This window comes from Hydrogenophaga taeniospiralis, from assembly GCF_020510445.1.
In the GTDB taxonomy this organism is placed as follows: Bacteria; Pseudomonadota; Gammaproteobacteria; order Burkholderiales; family Burkholderiaceae_C; genus Hydrogenophaga.
In genome coordinates this window covers 715,548-732,591 of the sequence record NZ_JAHBAG010000001.1, presented here as the reverse complement: position 1 = coordinate 732,591, position 17,044 = coordinate 715,548, and the positions used below count along the sequence as shown (strand labels likewise).

At 66.5% G+C, this 17,044-nt stretch carries 16 protein-coding genes; 11 read left to right on the top strand and 5 right to left on the bottom strand.

The window, feature by feature from the left end; genetic code table 11:
* The first annotated feature begins 9 nt into the window (after positions 1 to 9).
* Together KIH07_RS03525 and KIH07_RS03520 are read left to right on the top strand one after the other, a co-directional pair.
* Positions 10 to 471, top strand: a complete 462-nt coding sequence (locus KIH07_RS03525; protein ID WP_226490649.1) for a CoA-binding protein — start codon at positions 10 to 12, stop codon at positions 469 to 471.
* Between the two features lie 11 nt (positions 472 to 482).
* On the top strand, positions 483 to 1,769 hold the full coding sequence (locus tag KIH07_RS03520) for an O-acetylhomoserine aminocarboxypropyltransferase/cysteine synthase family protein (protein ID WP_226490648.1): 1,287 nt from the start codon (positions 483 to 485) through the stop codon (positions 1,767 to 1,769).
* A 7-nt stretch (positions 1,770 to 1,776) separates the two neighbouring features.
* Here KIH07_RS03520 and KIH07_RS03515 read toward each other — a convergent pair whose 3' ends face one another.
* On the bottom strand, positions 1,777 to 2,493 hold the full coding sequence (locus KIH07_RS03515) for an NUDIX hydrolase (protein WP_226490647.1): 717 nt from the start codon (positions 2,491 to 2,493) through the stop codon (positions 1,777 to 1,779).
* A 109-nt stretch (positions 2,494 to 2,602) separates the two neighbouring features.
* On the opposite strand from KIH07_RS03515, the gene KIH07_RS03510 reads away from it, so the two are divergent.
* The 8 genes from KIH07_RS03510 to KIH07_RS03475 all read left to right on the top strand — a co-directional run bounded on the left by KIH07_RS03510 (position 2,603) and on the right by KIH07_RS03475 (position 10,026).
* On the top strand, positions 2,603 to 3,466 hold the full coding sequence (locus tag KIH07_RS03510; RefSeq protein ID WP_226490646.1) for a cysteine hydrolase: 864 nt from the start codon (positions 2,603 to 2,605) through the stop codon (positions 3,464 to 3,466).
* A 23-nt stretch (positions 3,467 to 3,489) separates the two neighbouring features.
* Positions 3,490 to 4,692 (top strand): nicotinate phosphoribosyltransferase, encoded by a 1,203-nt coding sequence (pncB, locus tag KIH07_RS03505; protein ID WP_226490645.1) that lies wholly within the window; start codon positions 3,490 to 3,492, stop codon positions 4,690 to 4,692.
* A complete protein-coding gene (locus KIH07_RS03500) occupies positions 4,689 to 6,389 on the top strand; it encodes an NAD+ synthase (RefSeq protein WP_226490644.1) in 1,701 nt (566 codons plus the stop codon). The genes pncB and KIH07_RS03500 overlap by 4 nt, the downstream gene beginning before the upstream one ends.
* A 5-nt stretch (positions 6,390 to 6,394) precedes the next feature.
* The gene (locus KIH07_RS03495; protein WP_226490643.1) at positions 6,395 to 7,450 is read left to right on the top strand and encodes a bifunctional nicotinamide-nucleotide adenylyltransferase/Nudix hydroxylase; all 1,056 of its coding nucleotides are present in this window, start codon (positions 6,395 to 6,397) and stop codon (positions 7,448 to 7,450) included.
* A 394-nt stretch (positions 7,451 to 7,844) separates the two neighbouring features.
* Positions 7,845 to 8,063 (top strand): hypothetical protein, encoded by a 219-nt coding sequence (locus KIH07_RS03490; protein ID WP_226490642.1) that lies wholly within the window; start codon positions 7,845 to 7,847, stop codon positions 8,061 to 8,063.
* A 16-nt stretch (positions 8,064 to 8,079) separates the two neighbouring features.
* Positions 8,080 to 9,063 carry a DUF692 domain-containing protein gene (locus KIH07_RS03485; RefSeq protein ID WP_226490641.1) on the top strand — a complete coding sequence of 328 codons (984 nt, stop codon included), beginning with the start codon at positions 8,080 to 8,082 and terminating at the stop codon, positions 9,061 to 9,063.
* A complete protein-coding gene (locus KIH07_RS03480) occupies positions 9,060 to 9,638 on the top strand; it encodes a hypothetical protein (protein ID WP_226490640.1) in 579 nt (192 codons plus the stop codon). Before KIH07_RS03485 ends, KIH07_RS03480 begins: the two co-directional genes overlap by 4 nt.
* 85 nt (positions 9,639 to 9,723) lie before the next feature.
* Positions 9,724 to 10,026, top strand: a complete 303-nt coding sequence (locus KIH07_RS03475) for an acylphosphatase (RefSeq protein WP_226490639.1) — start codon at positions 9,724 to 9,726, stop codon at positions 10,024 to 10,026.
* Between the two features lie 45 nt (positions 10,027 to 10,071).
* On the opposite strand, the gene KIH07_RS03470 is transcribed toward KIH07_RS03475, so the two are convergent.
* From KIH07_RS03470 to dnaA, 4 genes are all read right to left on the bottom strand, one after another.
* Positions 10,072 to 11,049 (bottom strand): HNH endonuclease, encoded by a 978-nt coding sequence (locus KIH07_RS03470; protein WP_226490638.1) that lies wholly within the window; start codon positions 11,047 to 11,049, stop codon positions 10,072 to 10,074.
* 24 nt (positions 11,050 to 11,073) lie between these two features.
* Positions 11,074 to 13,707, bottom strand: a complete 2,634-nt coding sequence (gene gyrB, locus KIH07_RS03465) for a DNA topoisomerase (ATP-hydrolyzing) subunit B (protein WP_226490637.1) — start codon at positions 13,705 to 13,707, stop codon at positions 11,074 to 11,076.
* Between the two features lie 179 nt (positions 13,708 to 13,886).
* Positions 13,887 to 14,993 (bottom strand): DNA polymerase III subunit beta, encoded by a 1,107-nt coding sequence (dnaN, locus tag KIH07_RS03460; RefSeq protein WP_226490636.1) that lies wholly within the window; start codon positions 14,991 to 14,993, stop codon positions 13,887 to 13,889.
* A gap of 192 nt (positions 14,994 to 15,185) precedes the next feature.
* Positions 15,186 to 16,592, bottom strand: coding sequence for a chromosomal replication initiator protein DnaA (dnaA, locus tag KIH07_RS03455; protein WP_226490635.1), 1,407 nt, complete (start codon positions 16,590 to 16,592; stop codon positions 15,186 to 15,188).
* Between the two features lie 224 nt (positions 16,593 to 16,816).
* Here dnaA and rpmH point away from each other — a divergent pair, with 224 nt between their 5' ends.
* Positions 16,817 to 16,951, top strand: coding sequence for a 50S ribosomal protein L34 (gene rpmH, locus KIH07_RS03450; protein ID WP_066096666.1), 135 nt, complete (start codon positions 16,817 to 16,819; stop codon positions 16,949 to 16,951).
* The last annotated feature ends 93 nt before the right edge of the window (positions 16,952 to 17,044 follow it).

Here is a 17,044-nt window from a genome sequence, read left to right as displayed (position 1 = left end):
TGTGTGACCATGCAAGACGACATCCCCACCCTGCGCCGCATCCTCGCGCGCGACCACACCGTTGCCGTGGTCGGCCTCTCGGCCGAATGGCACCGGCCCAGCCACTTCGCCGCCAAGTACCTGCAGGAACACGGCTACCGCATCGTGCCGGTGAACCCGCGCTATCCCGCCATCCTGGGCGAGAAGAGCTATGCGCGGCTGGAAGACATTCCGTTTCCGGTGGACATGGTGGACGTGTTCCGTAAGGAAGAAGAGATCCCGGCGATCGCGCGCAGCGCCGTCGCCATCGGCGCCAGGACGCTGTGGCAGCAGCTGGGCCTCAAGAGCGAGGAAGCCGACCGCATCGCCACCGCGGCGGGCATGGATTCGATCTGGGACCGCTGCGTCAAGATCGAACACGCGCGCCTCTTCGGTGGGCTCCACTGGGCCGGCGTGAACACGCAGGTCATTTCGGCCAAGCGCCCCGTTTGAGGATTGCCGACATGGCCGACCGCCGCTTCCAGCCCGAAACCCTCGCCATCCACGCCGGCCAGATCCCCGACGCCGCCACCGGCGCGCGCGCCCTGCCGATCTACCAGACCAGCAGCTTCGTCTTCGACAGCGCCGAACACGCCGCCAGCCTGTTCAACCTGCAGACCTTCGGCAACGTCTACTCGCGCCTGTCCAACCCCACGGTGGCGGCGTTCGAAGAGCGCGTGGCCGCGCTGGAGGGCGGCCGCGCGGCCGTGGCCACCGCCAGCGGCATGGCGGCCGAAGCGCTCGCGCTCATGACCATCCTGCAGGCCGGCGACCACGTGGTGGCGGCCGGCGCGCTCTACGGCGGCAGCGTGACCATGCTCGCGGTGAACCTCAAGAAGTTCGGCATCGAAACCAGCTTCGTCGACGCGACCAGCCCCGACGCGTTCGCCGCCGCCATCCGCCCCAACACGCGCGCCGTGTTCGCCGAAACGCTGGGCAACCCGAGCATGGTCGTGCTTGACATCGCGGCCGTGGCCGACATCGCCCACGCCCACGGTCTGCCGCTGATCGTGGACAACACCGTGCCCAGCCCCTTCCTGTGCAACCCGCTGAAACACGGCGCCGACATCGTGGTGCACAGCGCCACCAAATACCTCGCTGGCCACGGCACCACGCTCGGCGGCGTGGTGGTCGAAAGCGGCCGCTTCCCCTGGGACAACGGCAAGTTCCCCGGCATGACCGAGCCCAGCCCGGGCTACCACGGCGTGAGGTTCTACGAGACCTTTGGCGACTTCGGCTTCACCATGCGCTGCCGCATGGAAGGCCTGCGTGTCTTCGGCGCAGCGCTCTCACCCACCAGCGCCTGGCAGATCCTGCAGGGCGTGGAGACGCTGCCGCTGCGCATGGAGCGCCATTGCAGCAACGCGCTCGCCGTGGCGCAGTACCTGAAAGACGACCCACGCGTGGGCTGGGTCAACTACCCCGGCCTGAGCGACCACCCGCAGCACGACCTCATGAAAAGGCAGATGCGCGGCGCCTCCGGCCTGCTCGCTTTTGGTGTGAAAGGCGGGCTGGAGCAGGGCGTGAAGTTCATCGAGAGCGCGCAGTTCATGAGCCACCTCGTCAACATCGGCGACACCCGCACCCTCATCAGCCACCCCGCCAGCACCACCCACCGCCAGCTCGACGCGGCCCAGCAGCTGGCGGCCGGCGTGCCGCCCGACATGGTGCGCATCTCGGTGGGGCTGGAGCACATCGACGACATCCTTTGGGACATCGACCAGGCGCTGGCGCGGGCGGTCAGCGCCTGAGGCTGACTCACTCCCCCGACTTGAACGTGCGCGGGAACACCGTGGCGTGGTCGCGCTCGCGCAGGCGGTAGCCCATGGCCGGGCGGCCGTGGTCGCCGGTGACCATGCCGGCTTCTTCCAGGTAGTCCGCATCCAGCATGCGTTTGCGGAACGCGCTCTTGTCCAGCGGCCGGCCCAGCACCACCTCGTACACCCGTTGCAGCTGCGGCAGCGTGAACGGCTCGGGCAGCAGGAAGGCGGGCAGCGAGGTGTATTCCACCTTGCTGCGCAGGCGCTCGATGGCGGTGTTCAGGATGGTGTTGTGGTCAAAGGCCAGGCGTCTGCGCGCGGCGGGGTCGCAGGGCAGCCACTCGGTGGTGAGGGGCCCACCGTGGTCGGTGTCCGGCTGTGCGATCAGCGCGAAATACGCGTGCGTGGTGGACCAGCCGCGCGGGTCGCGCCGCGCGTCGCCCCAACTGCCCAGCTGCTCCAGGTAGGGCGTGGCCACGCCGGTCTTGTCGCGCAGCTTGCGCTCGGCGCAGGCCAGCAGCGAGGCGTCGCGGTCCACATCCACGAAGCCGCCAGGCAGCGCCCAGCGCGCCGGGAAGGGCTCGCCATCGCCCTCGGGGCGGCGCACCAGCAACACGCTGAGTTGATCGGCGATCACCGTGAAGATGACCACGTCGACCGTGACCAGAGGCCGCTCGAAGTCCGTTGCCTTGAAAACCACACGCGGGTTGGACATGTCTTGACACCGTTTGATGGAGTTGTACTATACAACCCATATAAGTTGTACAGTACAACTCAAAGTCCAGAACCTTCCATTTCCCCTACCATCGACCCAGGAGGACCCCATGAACCGCCAGATCGCCCTGCTGATCATCGACCCGCAAAACGACTTCTGCGACCTGCCCGAAGCCTGGCGCGGTATTGACCCAGTGCGCAACGTCGCCGCCGCGCCCGCGCTCCCGGTCAGCGGCGCCCACGCCGACATGCAACGCCTGGCCGAGCTCATCGACGCGGGTGGCGCCGGCCTCTCCAGCATCGTGGTCACGTTCGATTCGCACCAGCGCTACGACATCGCCCACCCCACTTTCTGGCAGACCGGCGCGGGCGAGGCTGTGAGCCCCTTCACCGCCATCACCGCCGCGCAGGTGCGCGCTGGCAACTATGCGCCGCGGAACCCCGCTGCGCTGCCCCGCACGCTCGCCTACCTCGACGCGCTGGAGCAGGCCGGCCGCTACACGCTCATGGTGTGGCCGGTGCACTGCGAGATCGGCAGCTGGGGCCACAACGTGCACCCTGCCGTCAAGGCCGCCTACAACCGCTGGGAGGACCAGCGCCTGGGCGTGGTGCAGAAGGTCACCAAGGGAACGAACCCCTGGACCGAGCACTACAGCGCCCTGCAGGCCGAGGTGCCCGACGCTGCCGACCCCGACACGCAGCTCAACCGCGACCTCATCGCGCAGCTGGACGAGGCCGACCTCATCGTCATCGCGGGCGAAGCCAGCAGCCACTGCGTCAAGGCCACCACCGAGCACATCGCGTTGCACCTGCCCTCGCGCCAGCTGGGCAAGCTGCTGCTGCTCACCGACGCCATGAGCCCGGTGACCGGTTTCGAGACACAGGCCCAGGCCTTTCTCGACGACATGCAGCGCCAGGGCGCGCGCCTGGCCACCTGCGCCCAAGTCCTTCCCCTGCTTCAGGCCAACGCCTGACAGGCACCGCATCAGGAGCCTTCATGGAACCCGTCATCACCAGCCTGCTGGACACCGACCTCTACAAGTTCACGATGTGGCAGACCATGCTGCACCGCTTCCCGCAGACGCAGGCCGAATACAGCTTCGTCTGCCGCAACCCGCCCACCTACCCGCTGGCCGAGCTGCTGCCCCAAGTGAACGCCGAGCTCGACGCCCTGTGCGCGCTCGGCTTCCGCGAAGACGAGCTGGCCTACATCGGCGGCCTGCGCTACATCAAGAGCGACTTCGTCGACTTCCTGCGCATCTTCCGTTTCCAGCGCAACTTCATCGACGCGCGCGCCGAAGGCGATGCCCTGCGCATCGTGGCGCGCGGCCCGCAGGTGCACGTCATGGCGTTCGAGATCTTCGTGCTTGCCATCGTCAACGAGCTCTACTTCCGCCGCTTCGACCGTGCCGCGGCCGAAGCCGAAGGGCGTTTGCGCCTGCAGGCCAAGATCCAGCGGCTCAAAGACCTGGGGAACGAGCCCGCGTTGCGCCACCCCTTCGAGCTGTTCGATTTCGGCGTGCGCCGCCGCTTCTCGCGCCGCTGGCAGCGCGAGGTCGTGGCCGCGTTCCAGGCCCAGGTGCCGCAGTTCTTCAAGGGCACGTCCAACGTCTTGCTGGCGCGCGATCTGGGCCTGGTGCCCATCGGCACCATGGCCCACGAGTACCTGCAGACCTACCAGGCGCTGGGCGTGCGCCTGCGCGACTTCCAGAAAGCCGCGCTCGAAGACTGGGTCCAGGAATACCGGGGCGACCTCGGCATCGCGCTGACCGACGTGGTCGGCATGGACGCCTTTCTCGCGGACTTCGACCTCTATTTCGCCAAGCTCTTCGACGGCCTGCGCCACGACTCGGGCGACCCGCTGGTGTGGGCGAACAAGGCGCTGGACCACTACCAGAAGCTGCGCATCGATCCGCATACCAAGCGCCTCGTGTTCTCCGACGGCCTCACCATCGACAGCGCGCTCGCGCTCTACCACGCGCTGGGCAACCGCACGCAGCTCGGCTTCGGCATCGGCACCCACCTGAGCAACGACGTCGGCCTCACGCCGCTCAACATCGTGATGAAGCTCACCAGCGCCAACGGCCAGCCGGTGGCCAAGCTCTCCGACTCGCCGGGCAAGACCCTGTGCGACGACCAGACCTTTCTCGCCTACCTGCGCCAGGTGTTCAAGGTGCCCACCCTCCAGGAGGCCGCATGATCAAAATCACCCTCGCCCAGCTCAACGTCACCATCGGCGACATGGACGGCAACGTGCGCAAGATGATCGCTGCCGCACAACGCGCGCGTGACGATGCGGCCGACCTGGTCGTGTTCTCCGAGCTCTCGCTCACTGGCTACTACCCCGGCGACCTGCTCGACGAACCTCACTTCATGGCCCGAGTGGCCGCCGGCTTCGCGGCCCTGCTCCAGGCCTCGCGCCAGATGCCCGCGCTGCACTGGGTGGTGGGTCTGCCCGCGGCGCACGCCGGCCCGGGCAAGCCGCTGCGCAACGTCTTGCGCGTGTTGCGCGGCGGCGAGGTGCTGCTCGAATACGCCAAGCAGCTGCTGCCCACCTACAACATCTTCAACGAGCGCCGCCACTTCGAGCCCGGCCCCGACGTGGCCAAGGTGCTGCGCATCGGTACCGCGCAGGTGGGCTTCCTGATCTGCGAAGACGGCTGGAACGACGACGGCAGCGCCTACGCCGTCAACCCGTTCGACCGCCTGCGCGATGCCGCGCCCGACGTGGTGATCTCCATCAACGCCAGCCCCTCCCACATCGGCAAGCGCGAGCAGCGCCACCAGATCTTCGCCGCGGCCAGCCACCGCAACCACCTGCCCATCCTGTACGTGAACCAGGTCGGTGGCCACGACCAGCTGGTGTATGACGGCGCGTCCTTCGCCGTGGATCCGAAGGCGGGCGTGGTGTTCGAAGCGCGCCGCTTTGAGGAAGACGTGACCACGCTGCGCATCGACGCCCACGGCTTCAAGGCCGCCGACGGCGAACCCCTGCCCGCCGTGCCCGCCGACGGCCTGCCCACCATGGCCTTCTACCGCCAGCAGATCGTGCTCGGCCTGCGCGACTACGCGCGCCGCTGCGGCTTCACGCAGGCGGTGGTCGGCTCCTCCGGCGGCATCGACTCGGCCATCACTCTTGCGCTGGCGGCGCAAGCCTTTGGCCCCGAGCGCGTGACCGCCATCACCATGCCCTCGGTGTTCTCGTCGGCCGGTTCGGTGGACGACTCGCAGACCCTGTGCGACGGCCTCGGCGTGCGCCTGTTTCGCCACCCGATCGCCGATCTGGTGCAGGGCTACAGCGCCGGTTTTGAAGCCGCCTTCGGCGCGCCGCTGCAAGGCCTGGCGCTGGAGAACCTGCAGGCCCGCATCCGCGGCACCATCCTCATGGAATATTCCAACACCTGGGGCCACCTGCTGCTCACCACCGGCAACAAGTCGGAGATGTCGGTCGGTTACTGCACGCTGTATGGCGACACCAACGGCGGCCTCGGCCTCATCGGCGACCTCTACAAGACCGAGGTGTTCGCGCTCGCGCGCCACCTGAATGAGGCCGCGGGCCGCGAGATCATCCCGCGCGCCATCATCGAGAAGCCCCCTTCGGCCGAGCTCGCGCCCGACCAGCGCGACACCGACAGCCTGCCGCCCTACGAGGTGCTCGACGAAGTGCTCAAACACCTGATCGAAGGCCACGGCCTGGTCCACGAGGAACGCGAACAGGTCGAGGCCTTTGTGGCTCGGCTCGTGCACCGGCCCGACGGCGCCGCGCTGGTGGACCGCATCCGCCGAATGGTTGCGCGCAGCGAGTACAAACGCCGCCAGGCCCCGCCCGTCATCCGCGTGCGGGCCCGCGCCTTTGGCTCGGGCCGTCAGATGCCCATCGCCGCACAACACTTCTGAACACCATGAACGCCACCGAACACAAATTCACCGGCGCCGTCTGCATCGGCCGCTTCCAGGGCCTGCACCACGGCCAGCTCGCCGTCATCCACCGCGCCTTGTTGCTCGCGCCGCGCGTGGTCATCGTCATCGGCTCCGCGTTCCAGGCGCGCACGCCCAAGAACCCGTTCACCTGGCAAGAGCGCGTCGAGATGATCCGGCTGGCCTTGTCGAACGACGAGGCCGAGCGCGTGGGCTTCGTTCCCGTGCGCGATTACTTCGATGGACGGCGCTGGGTCGCCGCGGTGCGCCAGGGCGTGCGGGCGCAACTGGGCGACTTGCCCGCGGGCCAGACCGTGCTCGTGGGCCACCGCAAGGACGCCACCAGCGAGTACCTGAGCGATTTCCCCGGCTGGCTGCTCGACGACGTGGGCAGCCAGGGCGACATGCACTCCAGCACCTTGCGCGACGCCTTCTTCGGCGCCGCCGGCCAGCCGCTGGAGCCCGCGCTCGCGGCCCTGGTCAGCCAGGCGCCGCCGTCCACGCTCGGCTTCCTGCGCGCCTGGGCACAGCTGCCCTGCTACCGCGAGCTCGCGGCCGAGTGGGCCAGCCTGCGCAGCGAACGCGCCCTCTGGGCCCGCGCGCCCTACCCGCCCGTTTTCGTCACCGTGGACGCGCTGATCGAATGCGCGGGCCACGTGCTGCTCATCGTGCGCGGCCGCGCGCCCGGCAAGGGCCTGTACGCGCTGCCCGGCGGCTTTCTGGAACAGCGCGAGACGGTCTACCAGTCGGCCCTGCGCGAACTGCAGGAAGAAACCGGCTTGCACCTGCTGCCCGGCGACATCGCCCACGCGCTCAAAGGCGTGCAGGTGTTCGACCACCCGGACCGCAGCCAGCGCGGCCGCGTCATCACCCACGCCCACCACTTCGATCTGGGCGCGCGCCGCCTGCCCGAGGTGAGCGGCAGTGACGACGCGTTGTCCGCCGCCTGGGTGCCCATCGGCGAGCTCGCCGCGATGGAAGACCGCTTCCACGACGACCACTTCCACATCCTCGACAGCTTCCTGGGCCTGACCGCATGACACACCGCTATCTCCAGGTTGGCCGCGCCCGCATGATCGCGCCCGAAAACAGGGCCACGGCGCTGCGGGCCGAGGGTCACCCGGCGCGGGTGCGGGCATGACGGCGTGCCTGGGCCTGCAAGGCATCCGCCGCCGGATCGTCGACGTCGGCCTGTACGAGCTGTTCGCCATCGCCGCCACCAGCGCGGGGCTGCGTGCGCCGGGACGGTGCGCCGGCGACATGGAAAGCGGACTCGGCTGCCGGTGGAGGGAGCGCCGTGCGGCGTCCCCCATGGGAGGGGCGCAAACGGCCCGCGTTCATCAAGGCAAGGGATGACGTTGCCCGGTGGCGGCTCCAGCATGCACCAGCCGCCCCAGCCCGGAGCGGCCCGACCTCAACCCGCAGGAGAACCCCATGGTCACACAGACTGCCGTCCGTCCCAGCAAGAAAGTCCCCCAGGTGCGCGAGCTGCGCGTCGCGCTGCCCAGCGACATGCCCTTCGACAAGATCGTCGATGTGCTCAAGCAGACCCTCACCATCCCCGAACTCCCGGGCATCAAGGGTTGCCGGCCCTGCCTCTCGGGGCTGGACCGGTTTGTCTTCGAAGACATCGTCAACGGCCGTTTCCGCTGAGCGCCGGGGAGCTGCCATGCAAGCCTTGCCCAAGCTCGGCGTGGGCGTGGCCTTCCAGGCCCCGCTCAAAGGCCTGATCGAACAGCCTGGCGGCGACTTCGACATGGTCGAGGTCGTTCCGGACATCCTCTGGACCGACCTCGGCCCGGGCCAGTGCCCGCGCTACCTCGACGACACCGAACACCTCGCCTGGCTCGATGGCGTGGCCCGCACCCTGCCCGTGATCCCACATGGCATCGGCATGTCCATCGGAAGCGCCACCCATTTCGACGCGCAGCACCTGGCCCAGCTGCAGCGCTGGTACCAGCGCATGCGCTTCCCCTGGCACAGCGACCACCTGGCTTTCCACATCGCTGACCACGGCGGCGATGCCGTCAATGTCGGGATCACCCTGCCCCTGCCGCGCGACCAGGCCACGCTCGATCGGCTCAAGCCACGCGTCGCACGGGTCAAGGCCGCTGTGCCCACCCCCTTCCTGCTGGAAAACAACGTCTATTACTTCGACATCCCGGATGCCGAGATGGACGAAGCCCGTTTCCTCAACGCGCTGTGCCACCAGTGCGGCTGCGGCCTGCTGCTCGACCTGCACAACGTCTACACCAACGCCGTCAACCACGGCTTCGACGCCGTCGCGTTCGTCGACGAACTCGACCTGCGCCAGGTGGGCGAGATCCACGTGGCCGACGGCATGGTGCTCGACGGCTTCTACCTCGACGCCCACAGCGGCGCCGTGGCCGACCCGGTGTGGGCCCTGCTCGAACACGTGCTTCCCCGCTGCCCGAACGTCGGCGCCGTGGTCTTCGAGCTCTTCGGCTCCTGGTTCGAGGTGGTGGGTGAACAGCGCGTGCGCGCCGATCTGCGCCGCCTCAGACAGCTGTGGCAACAATGCCAGAGCCCGCGTCCCCCTCGCGCCGCGGCCAAGCCCATGGCCGCCCGCCGACCGGCCGTTCCGAAGGCGCTCAGCCCCGCGGTGCGCAGCACGGAGGGGGTCGTCCAGTGAGCGCCGCCACCTTCCAGAGCCTCATGGCCCAGCTCGTCATCGACCCCGCGTTCTGCCAACGTGTGCAAGCCAGCGGCTTTCCCGTCGATGCGGACCTTGACGCGCGCGAGCGCCAGCGCCTGTGGCACATCGCGGCCAGCCCCGGCCTGGACATCAATCACACGCTCCACAAGGGGTTCCGGTTTGGCAAGCTGCGGGCCTTGCTGCCGCTGACCTGCGCCTTGCTGCAGGGCCCCCGGCTCCACACCGCCGTCGCCCGGTTCTGGGCGTTGCATCCGCCGCGCAGCTTCTATTTCCTGCCCGAAGCGATCGAGTTCTGCGACTTCCTCCTGGCGCAGCCCACGCATTCGAAGTACCTGCACGAGGTGGTCGGCTTCGAGCGCGCTCACCTCGAACTCCAGCGCGCACGAACCGACGAGCCACCCCCGCAGACCGTGCACTTTCAGCACGACCCCTGCAAACTGCTGGGTCCACTCGCCCAGGGCAAAGTCCCGCTGGGCGTACCACTGCAGACCTGCACCGCCGTCGGCACGCTCGACGGCCAAGGCCAGGCCCAGTGGGTGCTCCAGTCTTGATGCAGCATGGGGGCCCGGCCCCGGGGGACAATCACCCACACCAGCGGGCAGCCGGCCCGCGCCCGGCGTGCCCCCCGATGCGAACATGAGCCCCAACCCACCCGACACCACCCTCACCCGCCACCTGCGCATCACCGGCCGCGTGCAGGGCGTGGGTTACCGCTGGAGCATGACCGAGGAAGCCCAGCGCCTGGGCCTCACGGGCTGGGTGCGCAACCGGCGCGACGGCAGCGTGGAAGCCGTGGCCTGCGGGCCTGTTGACGCTGTGCAGGCGCTTGTCGATTGGGCGCAGAGTGGGCCGGTGGGGGCTCGGGTGGATGGGGTGGTGGTAACGCATGCGGAACCCATCAAGGGAGCCGCTGGGTTTGAGCAGCGGGAGACGTTGTAGGGCGGGAAAAGGCGTTCCGCCGCAACGGCGACAAAGAGTCCGAAACTACCGCTTCACGTTTGCCTTGAGGAAAACCATGTCTCGGTGGAACTCTAGGTATTGACCTTGGCCTGTTGAAAATTGCCCAACGTTCTCGAGCATGTTCGACGAGATTCCCATCTTGGCCATCGCACTGCGATCGGCCACGGGGGACACCATAACATCCCCGTTGCTCTTGAACGAGAGAAATCCCCGGTCAAAGAGTAAATCCGCATCTGGCGTGAGCAAGAAACCGTTTTCGCCGTCAAGCCTCTCCTCGTTGCTTGCATCTCGCCAAGGCTTTGTATGGCTTGCCCGCAGATACTCGGGATTTGAAACGCCCGTCAGCCGACAGCGCCTCTCAATTTGAGCGACTCTCGATCGGAACAGTCCTTGCCCTCGGCGCGCCATGACAATGGCGTGTTTTTCTGTTTCGGCGATCTTGACATCAGTCAAGATATTTTTAACTTGATGTTCTTCCCAAGCCAACTGTCCGCTGTACAGCTCATTGAGCCCCTGCTCTGATGCGCTCCAAGCTTGAATGATCCCCCTTGCTTCACCGCCAATCAGATCAACAAGTCGTGATGCCAAGAGCTCAGGAACTTCAGTCAAGTAGATATTTTGCTGACCATGACCATTGGGGCGCAGCGGTGAGTACCTGACCGGTAGATATGGGCGAAGCCGATCCATCTCATTCATGGGTCGAATGACATTTTTCAGTTCGACAAAACGCACATCGACGCGCCACCCGATCTTTTCCCAGTAGGCGCCAACGCTTCCAAACTCAAGCGGTTTTGGTGCCTCGTAGGCGTTCGATTTGGCGATACCAATCGCTTGAATGTTCGTATCGCAAAAGGAAAAAATCACGTCCCCAGGCGAGACCTCACGCATGAACTCATAGAACGGGTTGACCTGTCCGTTCGTTTTCGCCTTTGGGGACCACAGGTAACCTCCCGGCACCTCGTGTCGGTATGTCTGGTTCTGGTTAACCCACCAGTAACGCATACCTGAAGTGTCGAATTTTCGAAATCACACGTCGATATTCCCCGCCCGCAAGGCGTTGGTCTCGATGAAATCGCGCCGTGGTTCCACCTCGTCGCCCATCAGCATGGTGAACACGCGGTCGGCTTCGATCGCGTCGTCGATCTGCACGCGCAGCAGGCGGCGCACGGTTGGGTCCATGGTGGTTTCCCAGAGCTGGGCGGGGTTCATCTCGCCCAGGCCTTTGTAGCGCTGGCGGCTGGTGGTGCGCTCGGCTTCGCTGATGAGCCAGCGCATGGCGACGCGGAAGTCCGCCACTTTCTCTTCCTTCTGTTTGTCGCCTTCGCCGCGCATGACCTTGGCGCCGTCGCCGAGCAGGCCGCGGAAGGTCTCGGCCGCGATGGCCAGGGCGGCGTAGTCGGCGCCGTGCACGAAGTCCTGCGTGAGCACGCTGCTCTTGATGTTGCCGTGGTGGCGGCGGCTGATGCGCAGCACCGGTTTGTCGCTGCGCGCGTCGAACTCGGCCGTCACTTCGGCGGGCACGCCGGTGGTGGTGAGTTCGCGCAGCTTGTCCTGCAGCGCGACGGCGCTGGCTTCGGCCTGTTCCACGCTGTCGAGGTTGATGCTCACGCCGTCGGCGATGGCGCGCAGGGCCTCGGCATCCATGAAGTTGGACAGGCGGGCGATCACGCTCTCGGCCACCTGGTGCTTGCGCGCGAGTTCGCCCAGGGTGTCGCCTTCGAGCACCGTGTTGGTGGCGCCGCCGGTGGCCACTTTCGCGTCCTTCAGGGCGATGCGCAGCAGGAAGCCGTCGAGCGCCGGGGCGTCTTTCAGGTACAGCTCTTCCTTGCCGGCCTTCACCTTGTAGAGCGGCGGCTGCGCGATGTAGATGTGGCCGCGCTCCACCAGCTCGGGCATCTGGCGGTAGAAGAAGGTCAGCAGCAGGGTGCGGATGTGCGCGCCGTCCACGTCGGCGTCGGTCATGATGATGATGCGGTGGTAGCGCAGCTTGGCGACGTTGAAGTCGTCCGCGCCGGTGCCACCGTTGCCGCCTTCAACGCCGGCCTTGCCGATGCCGGTGCCCAGGGCGGTGATGAGGGTGAGGATTTCGTTGGAGGTGAGCAGCTTTTCGTAGCGCGCCTTTTCCACGTTCAGGATCTTGCCGCGCAGCGGCAGGATGGCCTGGAACTTCCGGTCTCGGCCCTGCTTGGCGGAGCCACCGGCGGAGTCGCCCTCGACGATGTAGATCTCGCAGAGTGCCGGGTCCTTCTCCTGGCAGTCGGCCAGCTTGCCGGGCAGGCCCATGCCGTCGAGCACGCCTTTGCGGCGCGTCATCTCGCGCGCCTTGCGCGCGGCCTCGCGGGCGCGGGCGGCCTCGACGATCTTCCCGCAGATGATCTTGGCGTCGTTCGGGCGCTCCTGCAGGTAGTCGCTGAGCAGGCGGCTGACGATGTCTTCCACCGGGCCGCGCACCTCGCTGGACACCAGCTTGTCCTTGGTCTGGCTGCTGAACTTGGGCTCGGGCACCTTCACGCTGAGCACGCAGCACAGGCCTTCGCGCATGTCGTCGCCGGTGACTTCCACCTTGGCCTTCTTGGCGAACTCGTTTTCTTCGATGTACTTGTTGATCACGCGCGTCATCGCCGCGCGCAGGCCGGTCAGGTGGGTGCCGCCGTCGCGCTGCGGGATGTTGTTGGTGAAGCACAGCACCTGCTCGTTGTAGCCGCTGTTCCACTGCATGGCCACCTCGACGCCGATGTTGGTGCCCTGGTCGCTCGCGCGGTCGCCCAGCGCGTGGAACACGTTGGGGTGCAGGACCGTCTTGCCCTTGTTGATGAAGTCGACGAAGCCCTTGACGCCACCGGCGCCGGAGAAGTCGTCTTCCTTGCCGCTGCGCTCGTCTTTCAGGCGGATGCGCACGCCGTTGTTCAGGAAGCTCAGTTCGCGCAGGCGCTTGCTGAGGATTTCGTAGTGGAAGTCGGCGTTCTCGCGGAAGATCTCGTAGTCGGGCAGGAAGTGCACCTCGGTGCCGCGCTTCTCGGTGTCGCCGCTCACCTTCATCGGCGAGATCTCGACGCCGTCGGCGTTCTGCTCGACGATGCGGTTCTGCACGAAGCCGCGCGCGAACTCGATCTGGTGCACCTTGCCTTCGCGGCGCACGGTCAGGCGCAGCCACTGGCTCAGGGCGTTCACGCAGGACACGCCCACGCCGTGCAGGCCGCCCGAGACCTTGTACGAGTTCTGGTTGAACTTGCCGCCGGCATGCAGCTCGGTCAGCGCGATCTCGGCGGCCGAGCGCTTGGGCTCGTGCTTGTCGTCCATCTTCACGCCGGTGGGGATGCCGCGGCCGTTGTCCACCACGGAGATCGAGTTGTCGCTGTGGATGGTGACCACGATGTCGTCGCAGTGGCCGGCCAGGGCCTCGTCGATCGAGTTGTCGACCACCTCGAACACCAGGTGGTGCAGGCCGGTGCCGTCGGAAGTGTCGCCGATGTACATGCCAGGGCGTTTGCGCACCGCTTCCAGGCCTTCGAGGATCTGGATCGCGCCTTCGCCATAGCCTTCGCTCGCACCGGCCTGGTGGGCGTCGATGGTGGGCTGGAAGTTGGAGCTGGCGGACCCTGCCTCACCGGTGTGGACGGCATCGGTTCCGGGTTCTGCGGGCTGGTTGGCTTCGGACATGGTGAATCTCTCTGACTTCTAGAAACGCCAAACCCGCAAAGTGCGGGTCGGACAAAGGTGGCGGCATGACGGGCTCCCGTCCAGGCCAGCGTGGATCCGGCTTTGCCGGTCCGCTGCTGGCGCCCCCCAGTGGGGGGTAGCGCCGCAGGCGCTGCAGGGGGCGTCCATGTTCCGAGGGGTCAAATCCTCATCGGCATGACAACGTATTTGAAGGCGTTGTCATCGGGGTTGGTGATCAGAGCCGAGCTGTTGCCGTCGGACAGTTCGATGCGAACCATTTCCTGGCTCATGTTCTGCAGCGCGTCGATCAGGTAGGTCACGTTGAAACCGATCTCGATCGTGTCGCCGCCGTAGTCGATGTCGAGTTCGTCCACGGCCTCTTCCTGCTCGGCGTTGCTCGACGCCACACGCAGCACGCCGGGCTCGATGTTCAGGCGCACACCCTTGAACTTCTCGCTCGTCATGATCGCGGTGCGCTGCAGCGAGGCCAGCAGCGGCGCGCGGCCCAGGGTGACGATGTTCTTGTGGTTCTTCGGGATCACGCGGTTGTAGTCGGGGAACTTGCCCTCGACCAGTTTGGTGACGAACTCCATGCCGTCAAAGCTGAACCTGGCCTGGTTGGCCGCGAACTGCATCTCGATCGCGCCTTCCTTGTCGGAGAGCAGGCGCTGCAGCTCCAGCACCGTCTTGCGCGGCAGGATCACTTCCTGTTTCGGCACCTCCACGTCCAGCGTGGCGCTGGCGAACGCCAGGCGGTGGCCGTCGGTCGCCACCAGGCTGAGCTGCTGGCCCTCGGCCACGAACAGAATGCCGTTGAGGTAATAACGGATGTCGTGCACCGCCATGGCGAACGACACCTGGCCCAGCAGGCTCTTCAGCGTCTTCTGCGGCACGCTGAACACCGGGCCGAAACTGGCAGATTCCTGCACCAGCGGGAAATCCTCGGCCGGCATGCTTTGCAGCGTGAAGCGGCTCTTGCCGCCTTTCAGGACCAGCTTGCCGGCGCTGGACTCCAGGCTGACCGACTGATCGGCCGGCATGGTGCGCAGGATGTCGATTAGCTTGCGCGCGCCCAGGGTGGTCGCGAAATTGCCGTCGTCGCCGTCGAGCTGCGCCGTGGTGCGGATCTGGATTTCCAGGTCGCTGGTGGTCAGCTGCACGGCCGAGCCGGTCTTGCGCAGCAGCACGTTGGCCAGGATCGGCAGGGTGTGGCGGCGTTCCACGATGCCCGCGACCGACTGCAGTGCAGCCAATACTTTGTCCTGGGTCGATTTCAAAACGATCATGTCAGACTCTTTCGTCTCTGGTTGGCTGGGTGCGCTCGCCGTTGGCGCTCTCTGGTGGCGTCCCGTGAAAGCCGGCCGGGGGCCAAACCGTTCTATTTTCACCGTTTTGCAAACGCAGACGGCAAAACGTTCCGCGCATGCGCGGCGCCCTGTGGCAGGGGGTGCGTTGGACCGGGCCGGGCATCACGGGGCTCATCCCTTGAGGGTCTGTTCCAGCACGTGCAATTGCTGGTTGAGCTCGGTGTTCTGCTGCCGTTCGGCGCCGATCTTGCGCACCGCGTGCAGCACCGTGGTGTGGTCGCGCCCGCCAAACAGCTCGCCGATTTCGGGCAGGCTTTTCTGGGTCAGCTCCTTGGCCAGGAACATGGCGATCTGGCGCGGGCGGGCGATGCTGGCCGGCCGCTTCTTGGAATACATGTCCGCGACCTTGATCTTGTAATAGTCGGCCACGGTCTTCTGGATGTTCTCCACGCTGATCTGCCGGTTCTGGATCGACAGCAGGTCCTTGAGCGCGTCGCGCGCGAGCTGGATCGAGATTTCCTTCTGGTTGAAGCGGCTGTAGGCCAGGATCTTGCGCAGCGCGCCTTCGAGCTCGCGCACGTTGGAGCGCACGTTCTTGGCCACGAAAAACGCCACTTCCTCGGGCATCACGGCGTTTTCCACCGCGGCCTTGTTGATCAGGATCGCCACCCGCATTTCCAGCTCGGGCGGCTCGATGGCGACCGTGAGGCCCGAATCGAAGCGCGAAACCAGGCGCTCGTGGATGTCGGCCAGGCCCTTGGGGTAGGTGTCGCTGGTCAGGACGATGTGCGACTTGCGCGCCAGCAAGGCCTCGAAGGCATTGAAGAACTCTTCCTGCGTGCGCTCCTTGTTGGCGAAGAACTGCACGTCGTCGATCAGCAGCAGGTCCAGCGAGTGGTAACGCTCCTTGAACTCGTCGAAGGTCTTGCGCTGATAAGCCTTGACCACATCCGACACAAACTGCTCGGCGTGGATGTAGAGAACTTTGGCCTGTGGACGGTCGGCCAGCAAATGGTTGCCGATGGCGTGCACCAGGTGGGTCTTGCCCAGGCCGACGCCGCCGTAGATGAACAGCGGGTTGTAGAGCTGGCCCAGGCTGCCGGCCACGTGCATGGCGGCGGCGCGCGCCATGCGGTTGGCCGAACCTTCGACCAGGGTGCCGAACGTCAGCGCCGGGTTGAGCCGGGTCTTGGGGGCGTTGGGGCTCACGGCCTCGGTGGGCGCCAGATCGGGCAGCTCGGCCAGCACCTGTTCCTGCACCGTCCGCGGCGCCGGCGACGTGCGGCTGGGGCCTTCGCGCGGAGCAAGCGCCAACTCCAGCGTCACAGGAGAGCCTTGAACGGCCTCCAGCAGCGCGGTGATGCGGGCCGCGTACTGGGCCCGGATCCAGTCGAGTTTGAAGCGGTTGCCCACCGCCACCACCACCTTGGCTCCGTCTTCGGACACCATGCCCGAGAGCGGGCGGATCCAGGTGTTGAACTGCTGTTCGGGGATTTCCCGGGCCAGCCGGTCCACGCAGGTCTGCCAGAGGGACTGGACGTCGGTGGACAGGGTGGCTGGGGGTGTGCCCTCGATCATGCTGGAGATGGCGGTTGCGCTGTTGTTGTGGACAAATGACTCGGGGCGGACCGGGCATTGTAGTGCGGCCGGCGACTTATCCACAAGGCGCGCCGGACCCCCGGTCGGGGTTCCCGGAATTGCCCGATGCTGAGGTGGCGCGGCGAGAAATGCCGCCAAGTGCTTGCCGCACATCGGGTTTCTTTGCGATAATTGCGGGTTTCCCCGATTTTTACCGAGCCATCATGAAACGCACCTACCAGCCTTCCAAAATCAAACGCGCCCGCACCCACGGCTTTCTCGTTCGCATGAAGACCCGTGGTGGCCGTGCTGTGATCAACGCCCGTCGCGCCAAGGGCCGCAAGCGTCTGGCTGTCTGAGCCCGCGCATGCTGTGCCGCCGGTGTCGGCCTGGCCGACCCATCCACTGACCGGACCCGGTGGTTCAGCAGTGGTCCAGCGGCTCAGGTCACG